Source organism: Meridianimarinicoccus marinus, from assembly GCF_040689105.1.
Taxonomy (GTDB): Bacteria; Pseudomonadota; Alphaproteobacteria; order Rhodobacterales; family Rhodobacteraceae; genus Meridianimarinicoccus; species Meridianimarinicoccus marinus.
Genome location: NZ_JBFBVU010000026.1, coordinates 1 through 15239, shown reverse-complemented (window position 1 = coordinate 15239; position 15239 = coordinate 1). Strand labels below are relative to the sequence as shown.

Here is a 15239-nt window from a genome sequence, read left to right as displayed (position 1 = left end):
CTATCCTTCCTTGCGGCGCAGTCGCAGGCCGGTTTTTTTCAGGATTTTAGTGGAAAACAGGATGTCGCTGCCACGGCAGGCGTCGCCCAGAATGGCGGCGATTTCGGCGCGCTTGGCGTCGACCTCGTCGCGGGTCGAGCCGTGCACCATGGCAAACAGGTTGTAGGGCCAGACCGGCAGGGCGCGCGGGCGGCGATAGCTGTGGGTGACGAAGGGCAGGGCGCCGATCTTCTCGCCCAGTTGATCCACGAGGGCGTCCTCCACGTCCCAGACCGACATGCCGTTGGCGGTCATGCCCAGCTTGTAGTGATTGGGTGCGCCGCCGATACGGCGGATCACGCCGCGCGCCTTCATGGCCGTGATGCGGTCGATGACTTCGGGTTCGGTCAGGCCCAGCCCCTCGGCCACGGCAGCAAAGGGCGCGGGCACCAGCGGCAGCCCGGCCTGGGTGGCCTCGACGATCCGGCGGTCGGTGGCATCCAGGGTCATGCCGCCACCCGGAAGCCGATGAAGAATTCGCGTTCCTTGGGAAACAGCAGCACTTGCAGGCCGGTTTCCGCTTCGATCCGGCGCGCCGTGGCCTGAATGCCCTCGGCGCTTTCGGTGGCCATCACGAACCACATGTTCAGCCGGTGGTCGCGGGCATAGTTATGGGCCACTTCGGAATGGGCGTTGACCTGTTCGGTCACCGCCGCATAGCGGTCCTCGGGCACTTCCATCGCGCAGAGGCAGAAGGCGCCGCCCAGGGCCGCGGCATCGTAGAACGGGCCGAAACGGGTCAGATAGCCGGTGTCGCGCAGCCGCGAGATGCGGGCCAGAACCTCGGCCTCGGTCAGGTCAAGTTCCTGCCCCAGCGCCGCGAAAGGGCGCGGGTCCAGCGGCAGGTCGTCCTGCAACCGGTTCAGCAGCGCGCGGTCTGTGGTGTCAAGATCGTCGGTCATGCGGCAGCGGTTCCTTTGGTCGAGATCAGGGCGCCAGTTTGCTTGAAACACCGGCTGGAAAACAACGCCAGATGCTTCACGCCCTCTAAGTCGGGCAAGGCGGCGGCCTTGTTCAGAACGCCCAGAGCCTCGTCGCGGCTGCGGGCGTGGATCATGCAATACAGCCGGTAGGGCCAGGCGTCGGCCACCGGGCGGCGCTCGTAACACAGGGTGACGCCGCTGTGCGCGGCCAGCACCGGTCCCGCCCGGTCGATGCGGTCCGAGCTGATGTCCCAGACCACCATGGCATTGGCGCGCCAGCCAAGGGCGCGGTGGCGCACGATGACGCCCAGCCGGCCCAGGATGCCGGCCTCTTGCAGCACCGCCAGACGGTCCAGCACTTCGGCCTCGCTCCGGCCCAGTTGTTCGGCGACGCGCTGGTAGGGGCAGGGCACCATGTCCAACCCCTGCGACAGCACCTGCATCAGGCGGCGGTCGCCGGGTTCCAGCACCTCGGGGCGCACCTTGCGCGGGGTCACCGGCCGGCCCGGCGTGCCGGTCAGGCGAAAGCCGAGATCGACGTTGAAGGGCCGCACCAGCCGCAGGTCCAGCACCCGCAGGCCGGTCTTGCGGCCGATGTCGTGCAGAACCCGGTCCACATGGGCGCGGTCCGGCCCGGTGGCTACGAACCACAGGTTCCATTCGTTTTCGCGCAGGTAACTGTGGTTGACGCCGGGCTGGGCGCCGATGATCTCGGCCACCGATTCGATCCGGTCGGGGGGGGCGGCGACGGCGGCCAGGGTGCTGGCCGAGATTGTGTTGGGGGCAAAGGTCGCGCCCACCCGCGAAATCCGCCCGACCGCCTGCATGCGGTCGAGCCGTTTCAGCACTTCGGCCTCACCGCAACCCAGCGTGTCGCCCATCCGGGCGAAGGGGCGCGGCACCAGCGGCAGGTCGCGCTGCCAGTCGTCCAGCAGCCGCAGGTCGATGGGATCAACGGTCATCTCCATGGGTTACAGCCCCGTCCGATGCGCGCGCGCGGTGAAGAAGATGCCCGAAGGGCTGGCGGCGTCGATCTCGCCCAGCTTTTCGAAGCTGGCGGTGTCGTAGATCATGACCTTGCCGGCGTCGCGGACCGAGACCCAGACCTCGTTGCCGCGGGGGCTGAATTCCATGTGCAGCACCGCCGGGCCGGGCTTGAATTCATGCACCACCTGCTTGGTCAGCGTGTCGATCACCTGGATGGTGTCGTTCAGCGGATGGGCGAAGTTGACCCAGACATGCCGGCCATCGGGGCGCGCCATGGCAAAGACCGGCTGGCCGTAGGTCTCGGTGCGGCCGGTTTCCTGCAGCGTGGTGGCATCGACCCACAGCACCTGGTGATGCTTGACCGCAGGCAGGACGAATTCACCGCCCGCCAGCGCCCAGCCTTCCAGGTGGGGCATCTTGTAGACCGGCAGTTCCTCGGCGCCGCGGCCATAGCCTGGCAGCACGCGGATCGGTTCCGGGGCGTCCTGCCAGAGGTCCAGCGCGGTCATTCCATCCTCGCCGAACAGGCCGGTGATATAGGTGCGCCCGTCGCTGGTGATCAGCGCGTCATAGGGGTTGGCGCCCATGTCGGGGATCTTTTTGATCTCGGGCGTGTCGCCGGACAGGTCGGCGATCCAGGTTTCGCCGCTGTCCCACATGGTGAAGACGAAGCGGCGGCCCGGCGCGTCGACCAGCCCGATGGTTTTCGACCCGGTGGGAATATCGGCGACCATTTCCAGCGTGTCGGCGTCGAAGATCCGCACCCCGCCGGGGTCATAGTTCGACACCGCCACCAGCGCGCCATCGTCGGAGATCGCCCCGCCGATGGAATTGCCGGCTTGGATCACGCGCGCCACCACGGCCTGTTCGACGATGTCGACCTTGCTGAGCCCGCCATCGCGGCCAAACACATAGGCGAAACGTTCGTCGGGCGAATAGACGAGGCTGGCGTGCGACAGGTCGCCCAGCCCCTCGATCCGGCCAATGGCCGCGCGGTCGGAACGGTCCACCAGCAGCAGTGAACCATCGGCGCGTTCGACCACGAGGCCCAGATCGCCGGTGGCAACGATGTCTGCGGCCTGCGCGGCGGTCAGGGTGACAGAGGCCAGCAGGCTGGCGATCAGCAGTTTCATGGTTGGGTTCCTGAAAGAAGATAATCCGCGATCCATTGCGCTTCGGCCTCGGAAATCAGCGGCCGCCACGGAGGCATGGCAGTGCCGGGAATGCCGTCGAGCACCACGATGGCCAGCGTGTCGGGATCGTAGTGGGAAAGGGCGTCGGGGCGGATGTCCGGACCCAGCCCGCCCTTCAGGGTCAGCCCGTGGCACGACCCGCAATCCTGCCGCACCAGATGTTCCAGCGCGTCGGGGTCGGCAATGTCGGAAGCCGAGACCATGAGGGTCGAGGCCAGCAGAAAAACAAGGCTACGCATGGGCCGCCCGAACCGTTGTGGGCGCGTCGCTTTCAGCCGTCAGCCTGATGGCCGCATAGGCCTCGGACAGGGAGACGACACGGCCGATCACGAAAAGGACCGGGGCCTGCATCTCGGCGGCGCAGATGTCGGGCGCGATCCGGCCAAGGCAGGAAAACAGGCGGCGTTCGCGCGGGGTGGTGGCATTGGCGATGGCCATCACCGGGGTGTCATGGGGCAGGCCTTCGGCCATCAGGTGCATGGCGATCTGGCCGATGTTGGCCACGCCCATGTAGACCACCAGCGTGGTGTCGATGCAGGCGAGGCCTTTCCAGTCCAGATCCAGCGCGCCATCGGCCTGCCGGTGGCCGGTGACATAGCGCACACCGGTGGCCAGGCCGCGATGGGTCAGCGGCACGCCGGTGGCGGCGGCCACGCCCTGCGCGGCGGTGATGCCGGGGGCATAGTCCACCGGGATGCCAAGGGCGGTCAGATAGGCGGCCTCTTCCGAGCCGCGCCCGAAGATCAGCGGGTCGCCGCCCTTCAGGCGGGCCACGGACAGGCCGGCCTGGGCGAATTCGGCCAGAACCTCGTTGATGCGGTCCTGGGGGACGGGGTGATCCTTGGGGGCCTTGCCCACCGAGAACCGGCGCGCGCCTTCGGGCGCCAGCGCGAGAATTTCGTCGGAAACCAGACGGTCGTAGACCACCACATCCGCGGATTGCAGCATCCGCAGGGCGCGCAGGGTCAGAAGCTCAGGGTCGCCGGGACCGGCGCCGATCAGACAGACTTTTCCCAGGTTTGGCATTGCGCTTTCCCCGTAAAATGAAGCGGTTGGCTGGTGAGAAAGGGCGGGGGCGGCGGACCGCCCCTGCCGGGAACGACGTAAAGGATCAGTAAACGTCAGACCGAGTGTTGAAGACGTTGAACTTGCCGGTCGGTGTGATCAGGCGCGGGTCCTTGATGACCTTCTTCAGTTCAAGCGTCTTGTCGTCGACGACCACGATGGCCGATTCCAGGTCCTTGGCGTTCCAGACCGAGAACCAGATTTCGGTTCCTGCCTGGTTGAACTCGCCCTGCACGACGCGCGGCTGGCCTTCCGAGATTTCGGCCCATTCCACGATCGGCAGGGTCACGAATTCCGGCTCTTCCTGGTCCAGTTCGTCGACCTTGAAGACCGCGATCGAACCGGAGGTTTCGGCATCCGGGTTCAGCGGCGCGTCCACATACAGGTGGTTCGAAGTCGGGTGTGACTTCACGAACAGCGAACCGCCGCCCAGACCGTAAAGCTGCTGCACCATCTTCCACGCCTGGTCGGGGTGACCTTCGGGGTCGGTGCCGATCAGCGCGATGGTGTCATCGCCCAGGTGCGAGGTTGCCCAGACGGGGCCCAGCGTCGGGTGCATCAGGTTGGCGCCACGGCCGGGGTGCGGCGTTTCACCTTCGGTTTCAAGGATCGCCGTCAGCGCACTGGTCTGGGTGTCGATGACCACGACCTTGCCGCGGGCGTTGGCCGCCGTCAGGAAGTACCGGTGGGTGCTGTCCAGACCGCCGTCATGCAGGAAGCGTTCGGCTTCGATCTCGGTCACCTTCAGGTTCTGGATGTCCGAATAGTCGACCATCAGAATCTTGCCGGTTTCCTTGACGTTGACGATGAACTCCGGCTTGTAGTGCGAGGCCAGAATGGCCGCCACGCGGGGCTCGGGGTGGTAGGTCTGCTCGTCGTAGATCATGCCACGGGTGGATTTGATCTTGAGCGGTTCCAGCGTGTCGCCGTCCATGATGACGTATTGCGGCGGCCAATAGGCCCCGGCAATGGCGTATTTGTCCTCGAAGCCTTCGAACTTGGAGGTCTCGATCGACCGCGCTTCAGCGCCGACCTTGATCTGGGCCACCGTTGCGGGGGTTTCCATCCACAGGTCGATCATGTTGACCAGGGCGTCGCGGCCGATCACGAACAGATACCGGCCCGAGGCCGAAATGCGCGAGATGTGAACCGCATAGCCGGTGTCGATGATCGCGTGGATCTCGTAGGTTGCGCCATCGATCAGCGCCACCTGGCCCGAGTCACGCAGGGTGACCGAGAACAGGTTGTCGATGTCGATGTCGTTCAACTTCTCTTTCGGGCGGTCTTCCGGCGCGACGATCAGCTTCCAGCTTTCGCGCATTTCCGGCATCCCGAATTCCGGCGGCGAGGCCGGATCGAGCAGCAGGTAGCGGGCCATCATGTCGACCTGCTCTTCGCTCAGGTCGCCCGAGGTGCCCCAGTTCGGCATGCCCGCCGGCGAGCCGTAGTTGATGAAGTCGCGGACGTATTCATGGCCGTTTGCACGGGTGATGTCCGGGGTCAGCGCCTTGCCGGTGGCGCCCTTGCGCAGCACGCCGTGGCAGCCGGCGCACCGCTCGAAATAGATCTGGTTGGCTTCCTGATACTCTTCTGCCGTCATCACCGGGTCGCCTTCCTTGCGACCGGGAATTTCCACCTGGATCTGTCCCAGGGTGGTCATGGACGGTTCATACGCCGCGGCGGGGCCGTCGGCGTGGTCCTTTGGCTTGTCCTGTGCAGCGGCTCCCAGGGCAGAGAGCCCAAGGGCCATCGCCGCGCTCAGAAACAGCGCGGGTCTGCAGATGGCTCGTGTCGAGGTCATTACGGTGTCTCCGTTATGCTGGTGAGGCACGCCGAGGGTGGAATCACATTGCTGTGAGCGCCTTGACTTAGGTTAAGGTGGGACAGTTCTTCGCTTCGTATCCGGAAATCATGATCCGGCTTCATCACATCCCGCTTCTCCTGCCCTGCCTGCTGATCCTCGTCCTGAACGGCGGGCTGGCCCTGGCGCAGACCGGGCTGCTGCGGGAAAGCGCCGAAGCGCCCTCGCTGCAGGTTCTGACAGCCATGGCCGAGCGGCTGTTCGATCCGGGCGCGCCGATCCGGGTGCGCGCCGACGAGGGCGCGGTACCGGGCTGGGCGGTCACCACCGCCGGGGGGGAAACGCTGGGCTACATCGGCTCGACCTGGGAAATCGCCGGGTCGGTGGGTTATTCCGGCCGCCCGATCGAGATGCTGGTGGCGGTCAGCCGCGACGGCACGATCGCCGGGGCCGAGTTGCTGCGCCATTCCGAGCCGATCCTGACGCTGGGCCTGTCGGATGCCGATATCGCGCGCTTCGTGGCCGGGTTCGGCGGTGTTGATCTGACCGCCCCGCGCGACTCTGCCGCCGCCGCCGAGGCCAATGCGCCGGACGTGATCTCGCGCGCGACGGTGTCGACCGGGGTGATCCGCGATGGCATCCTGCGCAGCGCCCGCGCGCTGGCGTTGGATCGCGGGGTGATCGACGCGGGCCGGATCGACCGCACCGGGTTTGCGCCACAGGACTGGGCCGCGCTGCTGGCCGATGGGTCCATCGCCCATGCGGGCACCACCAAGACCGAGGCCGCCGCCGCCTTTGCCGAGGCCAAGGTGCCGCTCAGCCCCGGCGACGCGCCGTTCCTGGATCTGTATGTGGCGCTTCTGGACTCGCCGACCATCGGGCAGAACCTGCTGGGCCAGACCCTGTACACTCGCGCAGTGGGTGGGCTGGGGGCCGGGCAGGTGGCGCTGTTCGTCGGCTCGCAAGGGGTGCAATCGCATCGCGGCACCGGCTGGAGGCGCAGCCATGTGTTCGACCGCATCACCGTGGTGCAGGGCGAGCGGCGCTTCGCGCTGACCGACGAAGGCTATCTGCGCGTCGATCGTCTGGGGCTGCAGGACGCGCCGCCGATGAAGGAACGCAGCGTGTTCCAACTGGGCGACGGCTTCGATCCCATCGCGCCGTTCCGGGTCGAGGTCGCGGCGACGCGCCCGGCCAGCGATGGCACCGAGTTGCGCTTTGTCACCGCGGTCGATTACGCGCTGCCATCTCAGTACATTCTGGCCCCGCCGCCCGAGCCCACGCCGCTGTGGGAAAAGACATGGCGCGACAAACGCTTCGTGGTGATCGGCGTCGGCCTGATGATCGCCACCCTGACGCTGATGCTTTTCGCGCAAGAGGCGCTGGTGGCCCGGCCCAGGCTGTGGCGCAGCTTTCGCTATGGCTTTCTGACGTTGACGCTGGTCTGGCTGGGCTGGGGCGTCAACGGTCAGCTGTCGGTGGTGCAGGTGGTGGCCTTCCTGCAATCGCTGCTGACCGGGTTTCACTGGGAAACCTTCCTGATCGAGCCGGTGATCTTCATCCTGTGGAGCTTCGTGGCGCTGGGGCTGCTGTTCTGGGGCCGGGGCGTCTATTGCGGCTGGCTGTGTCCCTTCGGCGCGCTGCAGGAACTGACCAACGCCATCGCGCAGAAACTGAAGGTGCCGCAGATCGTTGTGCCGCAGGCCATCCATGAGCGGCTGTGGACGGTGAAATACACGCTGTTCCTGTCGATCCTGGCGCTGTCCTTCTATTCCATGTCGCACGCCATCACTCTGGCCGAGGCGGAGCCGTTCAAGACCGCGATCTCGCTGCGGATGATCCGGGCCTGGCCCTTCGTGCTGATGGTGCTGGCGATCCTGACCGCCGGGCTGTTCATCGAGCGGTTCTATTGCCGCTACCTGTGTCCGTTGGGCGCGGCGCTGGCGATTCCGGCGAAGCTGAAGATCTTCGACTGGCTGCACCGCCGGTCGCAATGCGGCCGCGAATGCCGGTTGTGCGAACAGAAATGCACCGTCGGCGCCATCGATGCCCTTGGCCGGATCAATCCCAACGAATGCGTGCTCTGTCTGCGCTGCCAGGTCATTTTCAACGACGACACGACCTGCCCGACGCTGCTGAAGCGGGCCCGCAGTGACGCCGCCCGGCAGGCGGCCATCGAAAAGGCGCGGGCCGCCCGCGCGGCAAAGGAGCAGGAAGCATGACCTCCAGACTGGCGCTGTTCTTCGGCGAGGGGTTTCGCGTCTTTTTCTTCGCGGCGGGAGCCTTCGGCTTTCTGTCGATGCTGGTCTGGGTGATGTGGCTGGGGGTGCATTACCTTGGGCCGGTGGTCAGCGAGATGCCCTTCGCCATGCCGGCGCACCAATGGCACGCGCACGAGATGATCTTCGGCTATGCCGGGGCCGCCCTTGGCGGCTTTCTGCTGACGGCGGTGCCGAACTGGACCGGCTCGCAGGCCGCGCGGCACCGGTTCATCACCGCCTCGGCCGGGATCTGGCTGGCCGGTCGGCTGGCGATCTGGTGCTCGGGCACGCTGCCGCTGTGGCTGGTGGCGGGGCTGGACCTGGCCTTTCTGCCGATCCTTGCCGTGAAGATCGGCAGCCAGTTGTGGCACCGCCCCAAACCGCAGAACGTGATGTTCCTGCTGTTCATCGCGATGATCTGGGTCGCCAACCTGATGGTGCACCTGCAATGGCTGGGGCTGACCGAGGCGACGCTGGACGCCGGCATGCGCGGCGGGCTGTTGGGGATTTGCGCGATGATCGCGGTGCTGGGCGGACGGGTGACGCCGGGGTTCACGCGCAACGCCATGAAACGCGCGGGCGTGTCCGAAGACGGCTGGCCGGTGGTTGTGCCGCTGGCGGAAAAGGCCGCGCTGGCCCTGGCCATCGTGCTGCCGCTGGCGGTGCTGACCGGACTGCCCGCGGCGGCGGTCGGCGGGCTGGCGGTTCTGGCGGGCGCGGTGCAACTGCTGCGGATCGCCCGCTGGAAATGGCGCTGGACCCTGAACCAGCCGATCCTGCTGGCGCTGCACCTGGGCATGGCCATGTTGGGGGCCGGTCTGATCCTGTGGGGGCTGTCGCTGCTGGGCACGGGCAGCGAGGTCGCGGCCCTGCATATCCTGGGCATCGGCGCAGTGGGTGGCATGACGCTGGCGGTGATGAGCCGCGCGGTGCTGGGGCACACCGGCCGTCCGCTGGTGGCGCCCGCCCCGGTGGCGGCGGGCTATCTGATGCTGGCGGCGGCGGCGGTGCTGCGCTGGCTGGCCTCGACCCTGCCGGCGGAGTGGTACTTTCCGCTGGTGCTGGCGTCGGGCGTGCTGTGGGTGGCGGTTTTTCTGCTTTATTCCGTGTCGATCTGGCCGGCGGTGACCAATGTCAGGCTGCCGTCCCGCGCCTGAGGTCCGGCGGGCCGGGGCGGGGCGGCATGCCAGGCCCGCCCGATCCGCCCGCAAGTAGCTGGAATCGTGCAGCCTTTCGAACCCGTGGCCCTTGCGCCAAGACCGGGTTTGGCGGCCCGCCAGGCCGCTGCTAGTTCTTCATATTCAGATTTCAATAGCGTTCACGAACGCTTGACTTTCGTTAAGGCGAGTCGGCCCGGCACACCGCAAGTTCCCCCTATCATCAAGCGGCGCAAAGGAGCGCGCAATGCGCGAAGTCATGACCAAAAGCATGGCCCGCAATATCTTCTATGGCGGGTCGCTTTTCTTCATCCTCATCTTTGTGGGCCTTTCGGTCCACTCTCACTATTACATCGTCAACAAGTCGACGGATGCGAACACGCTGAATGAAAGCGTGGCCGCAGGCAAACGTGTGTGGGAACACCACGCCTGCATCAACTGTCACACGATCCTGGGTGAAGGGGCGTACTTCGCCCCCGAGGTCGGCAACGTGATGACCCGCTGGGGCGTTCTTGACGATCCCGACGCAGCTTTCGAGACCCTCAAGGGGTGGATGGAAGCCATGCCAACCGGGATCGAAGGTCGTCGGCAGATGCCTCAGTTCAATCTGACCGACGAAGAAATCCGTGACCTCAGCAACTTCCTGATCTGGACCGACAATATCGACGCCCAGGGCTGGCCGCCGAACGACGCGGGCTAAGGGACGAGAGGACAAAGAAAATGAAATACAAAACTCAGAAAATCGCCCTGGCCTACTTTGCCGTGGCCATGGCGCTGTTCGCCGTACAGGTGCTGGGCGGGTTGCTGGCCGGCTGGATCTACGTCTCGCCCAACTTCCTGTCCGAGCTGCTGCCGTTCAACATCGTGCGGATGCTGCACACCAACTCGCTGATCGTCTGGCTGCTGTGCGGCTTCTTCGGCGCGGCCTACTTCCTGATCCCGGAAGAGGCCGAACGCGAGATGTACTCGACCAAGCTGGCCTATCTTCAGCTGCTGATCCTCGTGGTTGGCACGCTGGGCGTGGTGCTGACCTATGTCTTCAACCTGTTCGAAGGCAACTGGCTGCTGGGCAAGGAAGGCCGCGAGTTCATCGAACAGCCCAAATGGGTCAAGGCGGGCATCGTCGTTGCGGCGCTGATCTTCCTGTTCAACGTCACCATGACGGTGCTGAAGGGCAAGAAGACCGCCATCACCAACATCCTGCTGCTGGGGCTTTGGGGTCTGGCGCTGCTGTTCCTGTTCAGCTTCGTCAATCCTGACAACCTGTCGCTGGACAAGATGTACTGGTGGTACATCGTGCACCTGTGGGTGGAAGGCGTCTGGGAACTGATCATGGCCTCGATCCTGGCCTACCTGATGCTGAAGCTGACCGGCGTGGACCGCGAGGTCGTCGAGAAATGGCTCTATGTCATTGTCGCCGCCGCGTTGTTCTCGGGCATCCTTGGCACCGGTCACCATTATTTCTGGATCGGTACGCCGGGCTACTGGCAGTGGATCGGATCGATCTTCTCGGCCCTGGAAGTGGTGCCCTTCTTCGCGATGATGGCCTTTGCCTTCGTGATGGTCTGGAAGGGCCGCCGGGACCATCCCAACAAGGCCGCGCTGTTGTGGTCGCTGGGCTGTGCCACGCTGGCCTTCTTCGGCGCCGGTGTCTGGGGCTTCATGCACACGCTGCACGGGGTGAACTTCTATACCCACGGCACGCAGATCACCGCGGCCCACGGTCACCTGGCCTTCTTCGGCGCCTATGTCTCGCTGAACCTTGCCATCTTCAGCTATGCCATGCCGATCCTGCGCGGACGTGATCCGTACAACCAGGTGCTCAACATGGCCTCGTTCTGGCTGATGGCCGGGGGCATGACCTTCATGACCTTCGTGTTGACCTTCGCAGGGACGCTGCAGACGCACCTGCAACGGGTGGGCGGCGAATACTTCATGGACGTTCAGGACCAGCTGGCGCTGTTCTACTGGATGCGCTTCGGCTCGGGCCTGGCGGTTGTGATCGGCGCCCTGCTGTTCATCTACGCCATGTGGGTGCCGCGCCGCGAAGTCATCTCGGAAGATGCCTCGGTGGCGGCGGAGTGAGCGTGATGGACGGTACAACCACAAACCTGCAGGGGGCGGCGGACGCCCCCTTCTACCTGGCCCATGCCGATGAATGCGATGTGTTCGAGGCGGCCAATGCCAACGGTCTGCCGGTCCTGCTGAAAGGGCCGACCGGCTGCGGCAAGACCCGATTCGTGTCCCATATGGCGGCACGGCTGGGCAAGAAACTTTACACCGTCGCCTGTCATGACGACCTGGCGGCGGCGGATCTGATCGGGCGCTATCTGCTGAAGGGCGGCGAAACCGTCTGGGTGGATGGCCCGCTGACCCGCGCGGTGCGCGAGGGCGCGATCTGCTATCTCGACGAGGTGGTCGAGGCGCGCAAGGATGTGACCGTGGTGCTGCACCCGCTGACCGACGACCGGCGCATCCTGCCCATCGACCGCACCGGCGAAGAGCTGGAGGCGGCACCGGGCTTCATGCTGGTGGCCTCCTACAACCCCGGCTATCAGAACATCCTGAAAACCCTGAAACCCTCGACCCGGCAGCGGTTCATCTCGGTCGAGTTCGACTTTCCCAAGCCCGAGCTGGAAGCCAGGGTCGTGGCCCAGGAAAGCGGGCTGGATGCCGATCGCGTCAAGGCGCTGGTGCGTCTGGCGGGCAAGCTGCGCGCGCTGAAGGGCCAGGATCTGGAAGAAGGGGTTTCGACCCGTCTTGTGGTTTATGCCGCGACGCTGATCGCCCAGGGCATGAGCGTGGAGCGGGCCATTCTGGCGGCGATGGTCGAGCCGCTGACGGATGACGAGGACGTCAAACGCGGTCTCCTCGATCTTGTCACGGCTGTCTTTGGGTGAGGCCAGCCGATATGGGCACGATCGACTTCGAGCCATGGGAACCCGAAGAAACTGTCGGGAAACTGTGGCACGCGTTTGCCAGCCGTCTGGATGCGCCTCAGGTGCATCATGGAGCCGCGGTCGACCTCTCTGAGGTTGTGGGGCGGCTGGCAGTTCTTTTTCGGGGGCTGGGCGGCAGCCACGCGGTGGAAATCCGCTCGGTCTCCGATGAACTTTCTTCGCATCGTCTGAGCTTTCGGCGCCGGTTGGGCACCGAGGTGGAAACTGTGCCGCGCGCCAGTTTCGACGGTGAAATCCTGCGCCTGCCGTCGCGGCTGGCGGTCTTTCCCACGCGCGAGGCCAATGCCGCGCTGTACCTGTGGCTGACCGCTGCCGTGGCCCATGCGCCCGCGCGGGTAGCCGAGGATGACCCGCTGCGCGCCGATCTGCGCGCCTTGCAGGCGGCACAGGCGATGGTGGCGGCGGCGCTGGACAATGCGCCGGGGCTGCGGGACCTTTACACGGCCTTGTCCGAAGGCACCCTGCATCAGCGTCCGCGCGGCAAGCTGCCGGGGGTCGAGGCCGATGTCGAGGCGCTGTTGCGGCACATGCTGGGCGATCCGGCGGATCTGTCGCCACGGGCGCGGGACATGCGGGCGGCGCTGGATGCGGAGGATCTGTCTGCACTCACCGCGCCGCGCGGCTATCGCCAGTTCCGCCCGGTGCCGCTGTGGCCCGACCTGCGCGACATGGTGTTTTCCGCCAGCGACGAGGTCGAGAACCCCGAAACCGAAGGCACGCCCGAGGAAGCCGGGGAAAAGACCGTGCGCGCCCGCCGCCGCGAGGCCGATCTGGCCGAGCGTCAGGACAGCCTGATCCTGCACAAGTTCGAGGCCATCCTCAGCTGGGCCGAGTTCCTGAACCTCAACCGCCGCGTCGATGACGACGACAATGACGACGCCAAGAAGGCCGCCGACGATCAGGACGAGATCGGGCTGGGGCAGGTGTCGAAAGCGCCTGCCACCCGGCTGAAGCTGCATCTGGATCTGGCGCCCGAGGATGTGGACCGCGAACGCCTGTCGGCGAAACTGACCTATCCCGAATGGGATGCCCGCACCGGCGCCTATCTGCCCGATCATGTCTGCGTTCTGGCCTCGGTCGCCGAAGCGCGGGCGGAATTCGACGATTTCACCAGGGATCCCCGCACCGCGAGGCGCATCCGCGCCGTGAAGCGGCAGTTCGAGGCGCTGCGCCCCGGCCGTGTCACCACGCGCGGCCATCTGGAAGGCGATGATCTGGACATGGATGCCGCCGTGCGCGCGCAGGTCGAACGGCTGGCCTCGGGCGAGGGCAGCGAGCGGATCTGGCTGCAGACCCGCCCCGAGGCCCGCGATCTGGCGGTGTCGATCCTGCTGGACGTGTCGCGGTCGACCGAAAGCGCCGTCTCGGGCCGCGCCGTCATCGACGTGGAGCGCGAGGCGTTGGCCGCCATGTCCTGGGGGCTGGAGGCCTGCGGCGACGACTTCGCCATCAACGCGTTTTCCTCGCTCAAGCGGCACCGGGTCTATATCCAGAACTGCAAGCGGTTCGGCGAGCCGATGTCGCGCACCGTCGAGGAACGCATCGGCGGGCTGCGGCCGGGGTTCTACACTCGGCTCGGCGCGGCGCTGCGCCATGCCTCGGCGGACCTGGCCAAGCAGACACGGCAGCGTAAGCTGCTGTTGGTCATCACCGATGGCAAGCCCAACGACCTGGATCACTACGAAGGCCGCCACGGCATCGAGGACACCCGCATGGCAGTGCGCGAGGCCCGGCGGCAAGGCCAGTCGGTGTTCGGCGTCACCATCGACCGCAGCGCCAAAAGCTGGTTTCCCCGGCTGTTCGGACAGGGCGGCTTCGCGGTCATCCCCGAGCCCGACAAGCTGACCCAGGCGCTGCCGCAGATCTACCGCCAGCTCGTGGGGGGCTGAGCATGGCGGACGCGCGGGGCCAGATGCCTGCCAGCGTGCTGGACGAATTGCCCGGCGAGCTTCTGATGTGGGTGCTCATCATCAGCGAACTGCTGGTGTTCGGCGCCGGGCTGGCGGCCTTTCTGGCGGTGCGGATCACCGACCCGACAGGCTTTGCCGAAGCCCAAAGCCACCTGCACCGCACCAGTGCGGCCCTGAACACCGTGGTGCTGGTCACCAGCGGGTTTCTGGCCGCCCGTGCGCTGGCCTTGCGCGAAGCCGCGCGCCGCACCGCCGCGCGCTGGCATCTGGGGGCGGCCATCGCCCTTGGCGGGGTGTTCCTGGCCGTGAAGATCGCGGAATACGCCGACAAGGCGGGGCAGGGGATCGGGATCGAATCCCATGCGTTTTTCACTTTCTACTACCTGCTGACCGGGTTCCATGCCGCCCATGTGGTGGCCGGAATGGTCATTCTGGCGCTGGTGGCCTGGAAGGACGATCCCCACAACATCGAAGTCGGCGCCGCCTTCTGGCATATGGTCGATCTGGTCTGGGTGCTGCTGTTCCCGGTGATCTACCTGATCTCATGAAACCGCCCCTGCCCACAGATCCGCTGACCCGCGCCTGGGTTGTGCTGCTGCTGCTTTGCGCGGCCTCGACCCTGATCGCCGCGCTGGATGCGCTGGCGGTGGCGCCGGTGGTGGTCGGTGCGCTGATCCTGCTGCTGAGCTGGATGAAGGCGCGGGTGATCCTGTCGCGCTATCTGGGCCTGTGGCGCGCGCCCACCTGGCGGGCCGGGTTCAACTGGGTGCTCGGGCTGTACTGCCTGCTGCTGCTGGGCCTGTACCTTGTGCCCGACTTCGCCTCCTAGGTGTTCAGTCCCGGCATTTGGTGGATCGGATTTGGGATGAATCGATCTGGTTCTGAAGTCCAGATCTTGCAGATGTATTCGTAAGGCGTAAGCCCGCTGAGGGTCTTGAGCCTG

At 65.9% G+C, this 15239-nt stretch carries 15 protein-coding genes and 1 pseudogene; 8 read left to right on the top strand and 8 right to left on the bottom strand.

The genetic code is table 11. The features are described 5' to 3' along the window. From ahbB (AB0T83_RS16190) to AB0T83_RS16160, 7 genes are all read right to left on the bottom strand, one after another. On the bottom strand, positions 1–489 hold the full coding sequence (gene ahbB / locus AB0T83_RS16190) for a siroheme decarboxylase subunit beta (RefSeq protein ID WP_366194261.1): 489 nt from the start codon (positions 487–489) through the stop codon (positions 1–3). Beyond that, positions 486–941: an Lrp/AsnC family transcriptional regulator gene (locus tag AB0T83_RS16185; protein ID WP_366194260.1), complete on the bottom strand. Its 456-nt coding sequence runs from the start codon at positions 939–941 to the stop codon at positions 486–488. The genes ahbB (AB0T83_RS16190) and AB0T83_RS16185 overlap by 4 nt, the downstream gene beginning before the upstream one ends. After that, positions 938–1930 (bottom strand): siroheme decarboxylase subunit beta, encoded by a 993-nt coding sequence (gene ahbB, locus AB0T83_RS16180; protein WP_366194259.1) that lies wholly within the window; start codon positions 1928–1930, stop codon positions 938–940. Before ahbB (AB0T83_RS16180) ends, AB0T83_RS16185 begins: the two co-directional genes overlap by 4 nt. Before the next feature lie 3 nt (positions 1931–1933). Continuing rightward, positions 1934–3082 carry a cytochrome D1 domain-containing protein gene (locus AB0T83_RS16175; RefSeq protein WP_366194258.1) on the bottom strand — a complete coding sequence of 383 codons (1149 nt, stop codon included), beginning with the start codon at positions 3080–3082 and terminating at the stop codon, positions 1934–1936. After that, a complete protein-coding gene (locus AB0T83_RS16170) occupies positions 3079–3381 on the bottom strand; it encodes a c-type cytochrome (RefSeq protein WP_435891185.1) in 303 nt (100 codons plus the stop codon). Before AB0T83_RS16170 ends, AB0T83_RS16175 begins: the two co-directional genes overlap by 4 nt. Continuing rightward, on the bottom strand, positions 3374–4168 hold the full coding sequence (gene cobA, locus AB0T83_RS16165; RefSeq protein WP_366194257.1) for a uroporphyrinogen-III C-methyltransferase: 795 nt from the start codon (positions 4166–4168) through the stop codon (positions 3374–3376). The genes AB0T83_RS16170 and cobA overlap by 8 nt, the downstream gene beginning before the upstream one ends. A gap of 85 nt (positions 4169–4253) precedes the next feature. Continuing rightward, complete coding sequence (locus AB0T83_RS16160) at positions 4254–6008, bottom strand: cytochrome D1 domain-containing protein (protein ID WP_366194256.1); 1755 nt, start codon at positions 6006–6008, stop codon at positions 4254–4256. 110 nt (positions 6009–6118) lie between these two features. On the opposite strand from AB0T83_RS16160, the gene AB0T83_RS16155 reads away from it, so the two are divergent. The 8 genes from AB0T83_RS16155 to AB0T83_RS16120 all read left to right on the top strand — a co-directional run bounded on the left by AB0T83_RS16155 (position 6119) and on the right by AB0T83_RS16120 (position 15125). Then, the gene (locus AB0T83_RS16155) at positions 6119–8230 is read left to right on the top strand and encodes a 4Fe-4S binding protein (RefSeq protein WP_366194255.1); all 2112 of its coding nucleotides are present in this window, start codon (positions 6119–6121) and stop codon (positions 8228–8230) included. Then, the gene (locus AB0T83_RS16150; RefSeq protein WP_366194254.1) at positions 8227–9426 is read left to right on the top strand and encodes an NnrS family protein; all 1200 of its coding nucleotides are present in this window, start codon (positions 8227–8229) and stop codon (positions 9424–9426) included. Before AB0T83_RS16155 ends, AB0T83_RS16150 begins: the two co-directional genes overlap by 4 nt. 247 nt (positions 9427–9673) lie before the next feature. Next, entirely contained in the window at positions 9674–10126 is a 453-nt protein-coding gene (locus AB0T83_RS16145) for a c-type cytochrome (protein WP_366194253.1), read from the top strand. A 20-nt stretch (positions 10127–10146) separates the two neighbouring features. After that, positions 10147–11511 (top strand): cbb3-type cytochrome c oxidase subunit I, encoded by a 1365-nt coding sequence (locus AB0T83_RS16140; protein ID WP_366194252.1) that lies wholly within the window; start codon positions 10147–10149, stop codon positions 11509–11511. Between the two features lie 5 nt (positions 11512–11516). Next, on the top strand, positions 11517–12326 hold the full coding sequence (locus AB0T83_RS16135; RefSeq protein ID WP_366194251.1) for a CbbQ/NirQ/NorQ/GpvN family protein: 810 nt from the start codon (positions 11517–11519) through the stop codon (positions 12324–12326). Positions 12327–12337: 11 nt separating this feature from the next. Beyond that, positions 12338–14275, top strand: coding sequence for a nitric oxide reductase activation protein NorD (locus AB0T83_RS16130; protein ID WP_366194250.1), 1938 nt, complete (start codon positions 12338–12340; stop codon positions 14273–14275). A gap of 2 nt (positions 14276–14277) precedes the next feature. Further along, the gene (locus AB0T83_RS16125; protein WP_366194249.1) at positions 14278–14844 is read left to right on the top strand and encodes a cytochrome c oxidase subunit 3; all 567 of its coding nucleotides are present in this window, start codon (positions 14278–14280) and stop codon (positions 14842–14844) included. After that, entirely contained in the window at positions 14841–15125 is a 285-nt protein-coding gene (locus tag AB0T83_RS16120; RefSeq protein ID WP_366194248.1) for a nitric oxide reductase F protein, read from the top strand. Before AB0T83_RS16125 ends, AB0T83_RS16120 begins: the two co-directional genes overlap by 4 nt. Here the strand turns inward: AB0T83_RS16120 and AB0T83_RS16115 are convergent. Next, positions 15122–15239, bottom strand: a pseudogene (locus AB0T83_RS16115) (IS481 family transposase); the annotation flags it as partial. The gene AB0T83_RS16120 and the pseudogene AB0T83_RS16115 overlap by 4 nt on opposite strands.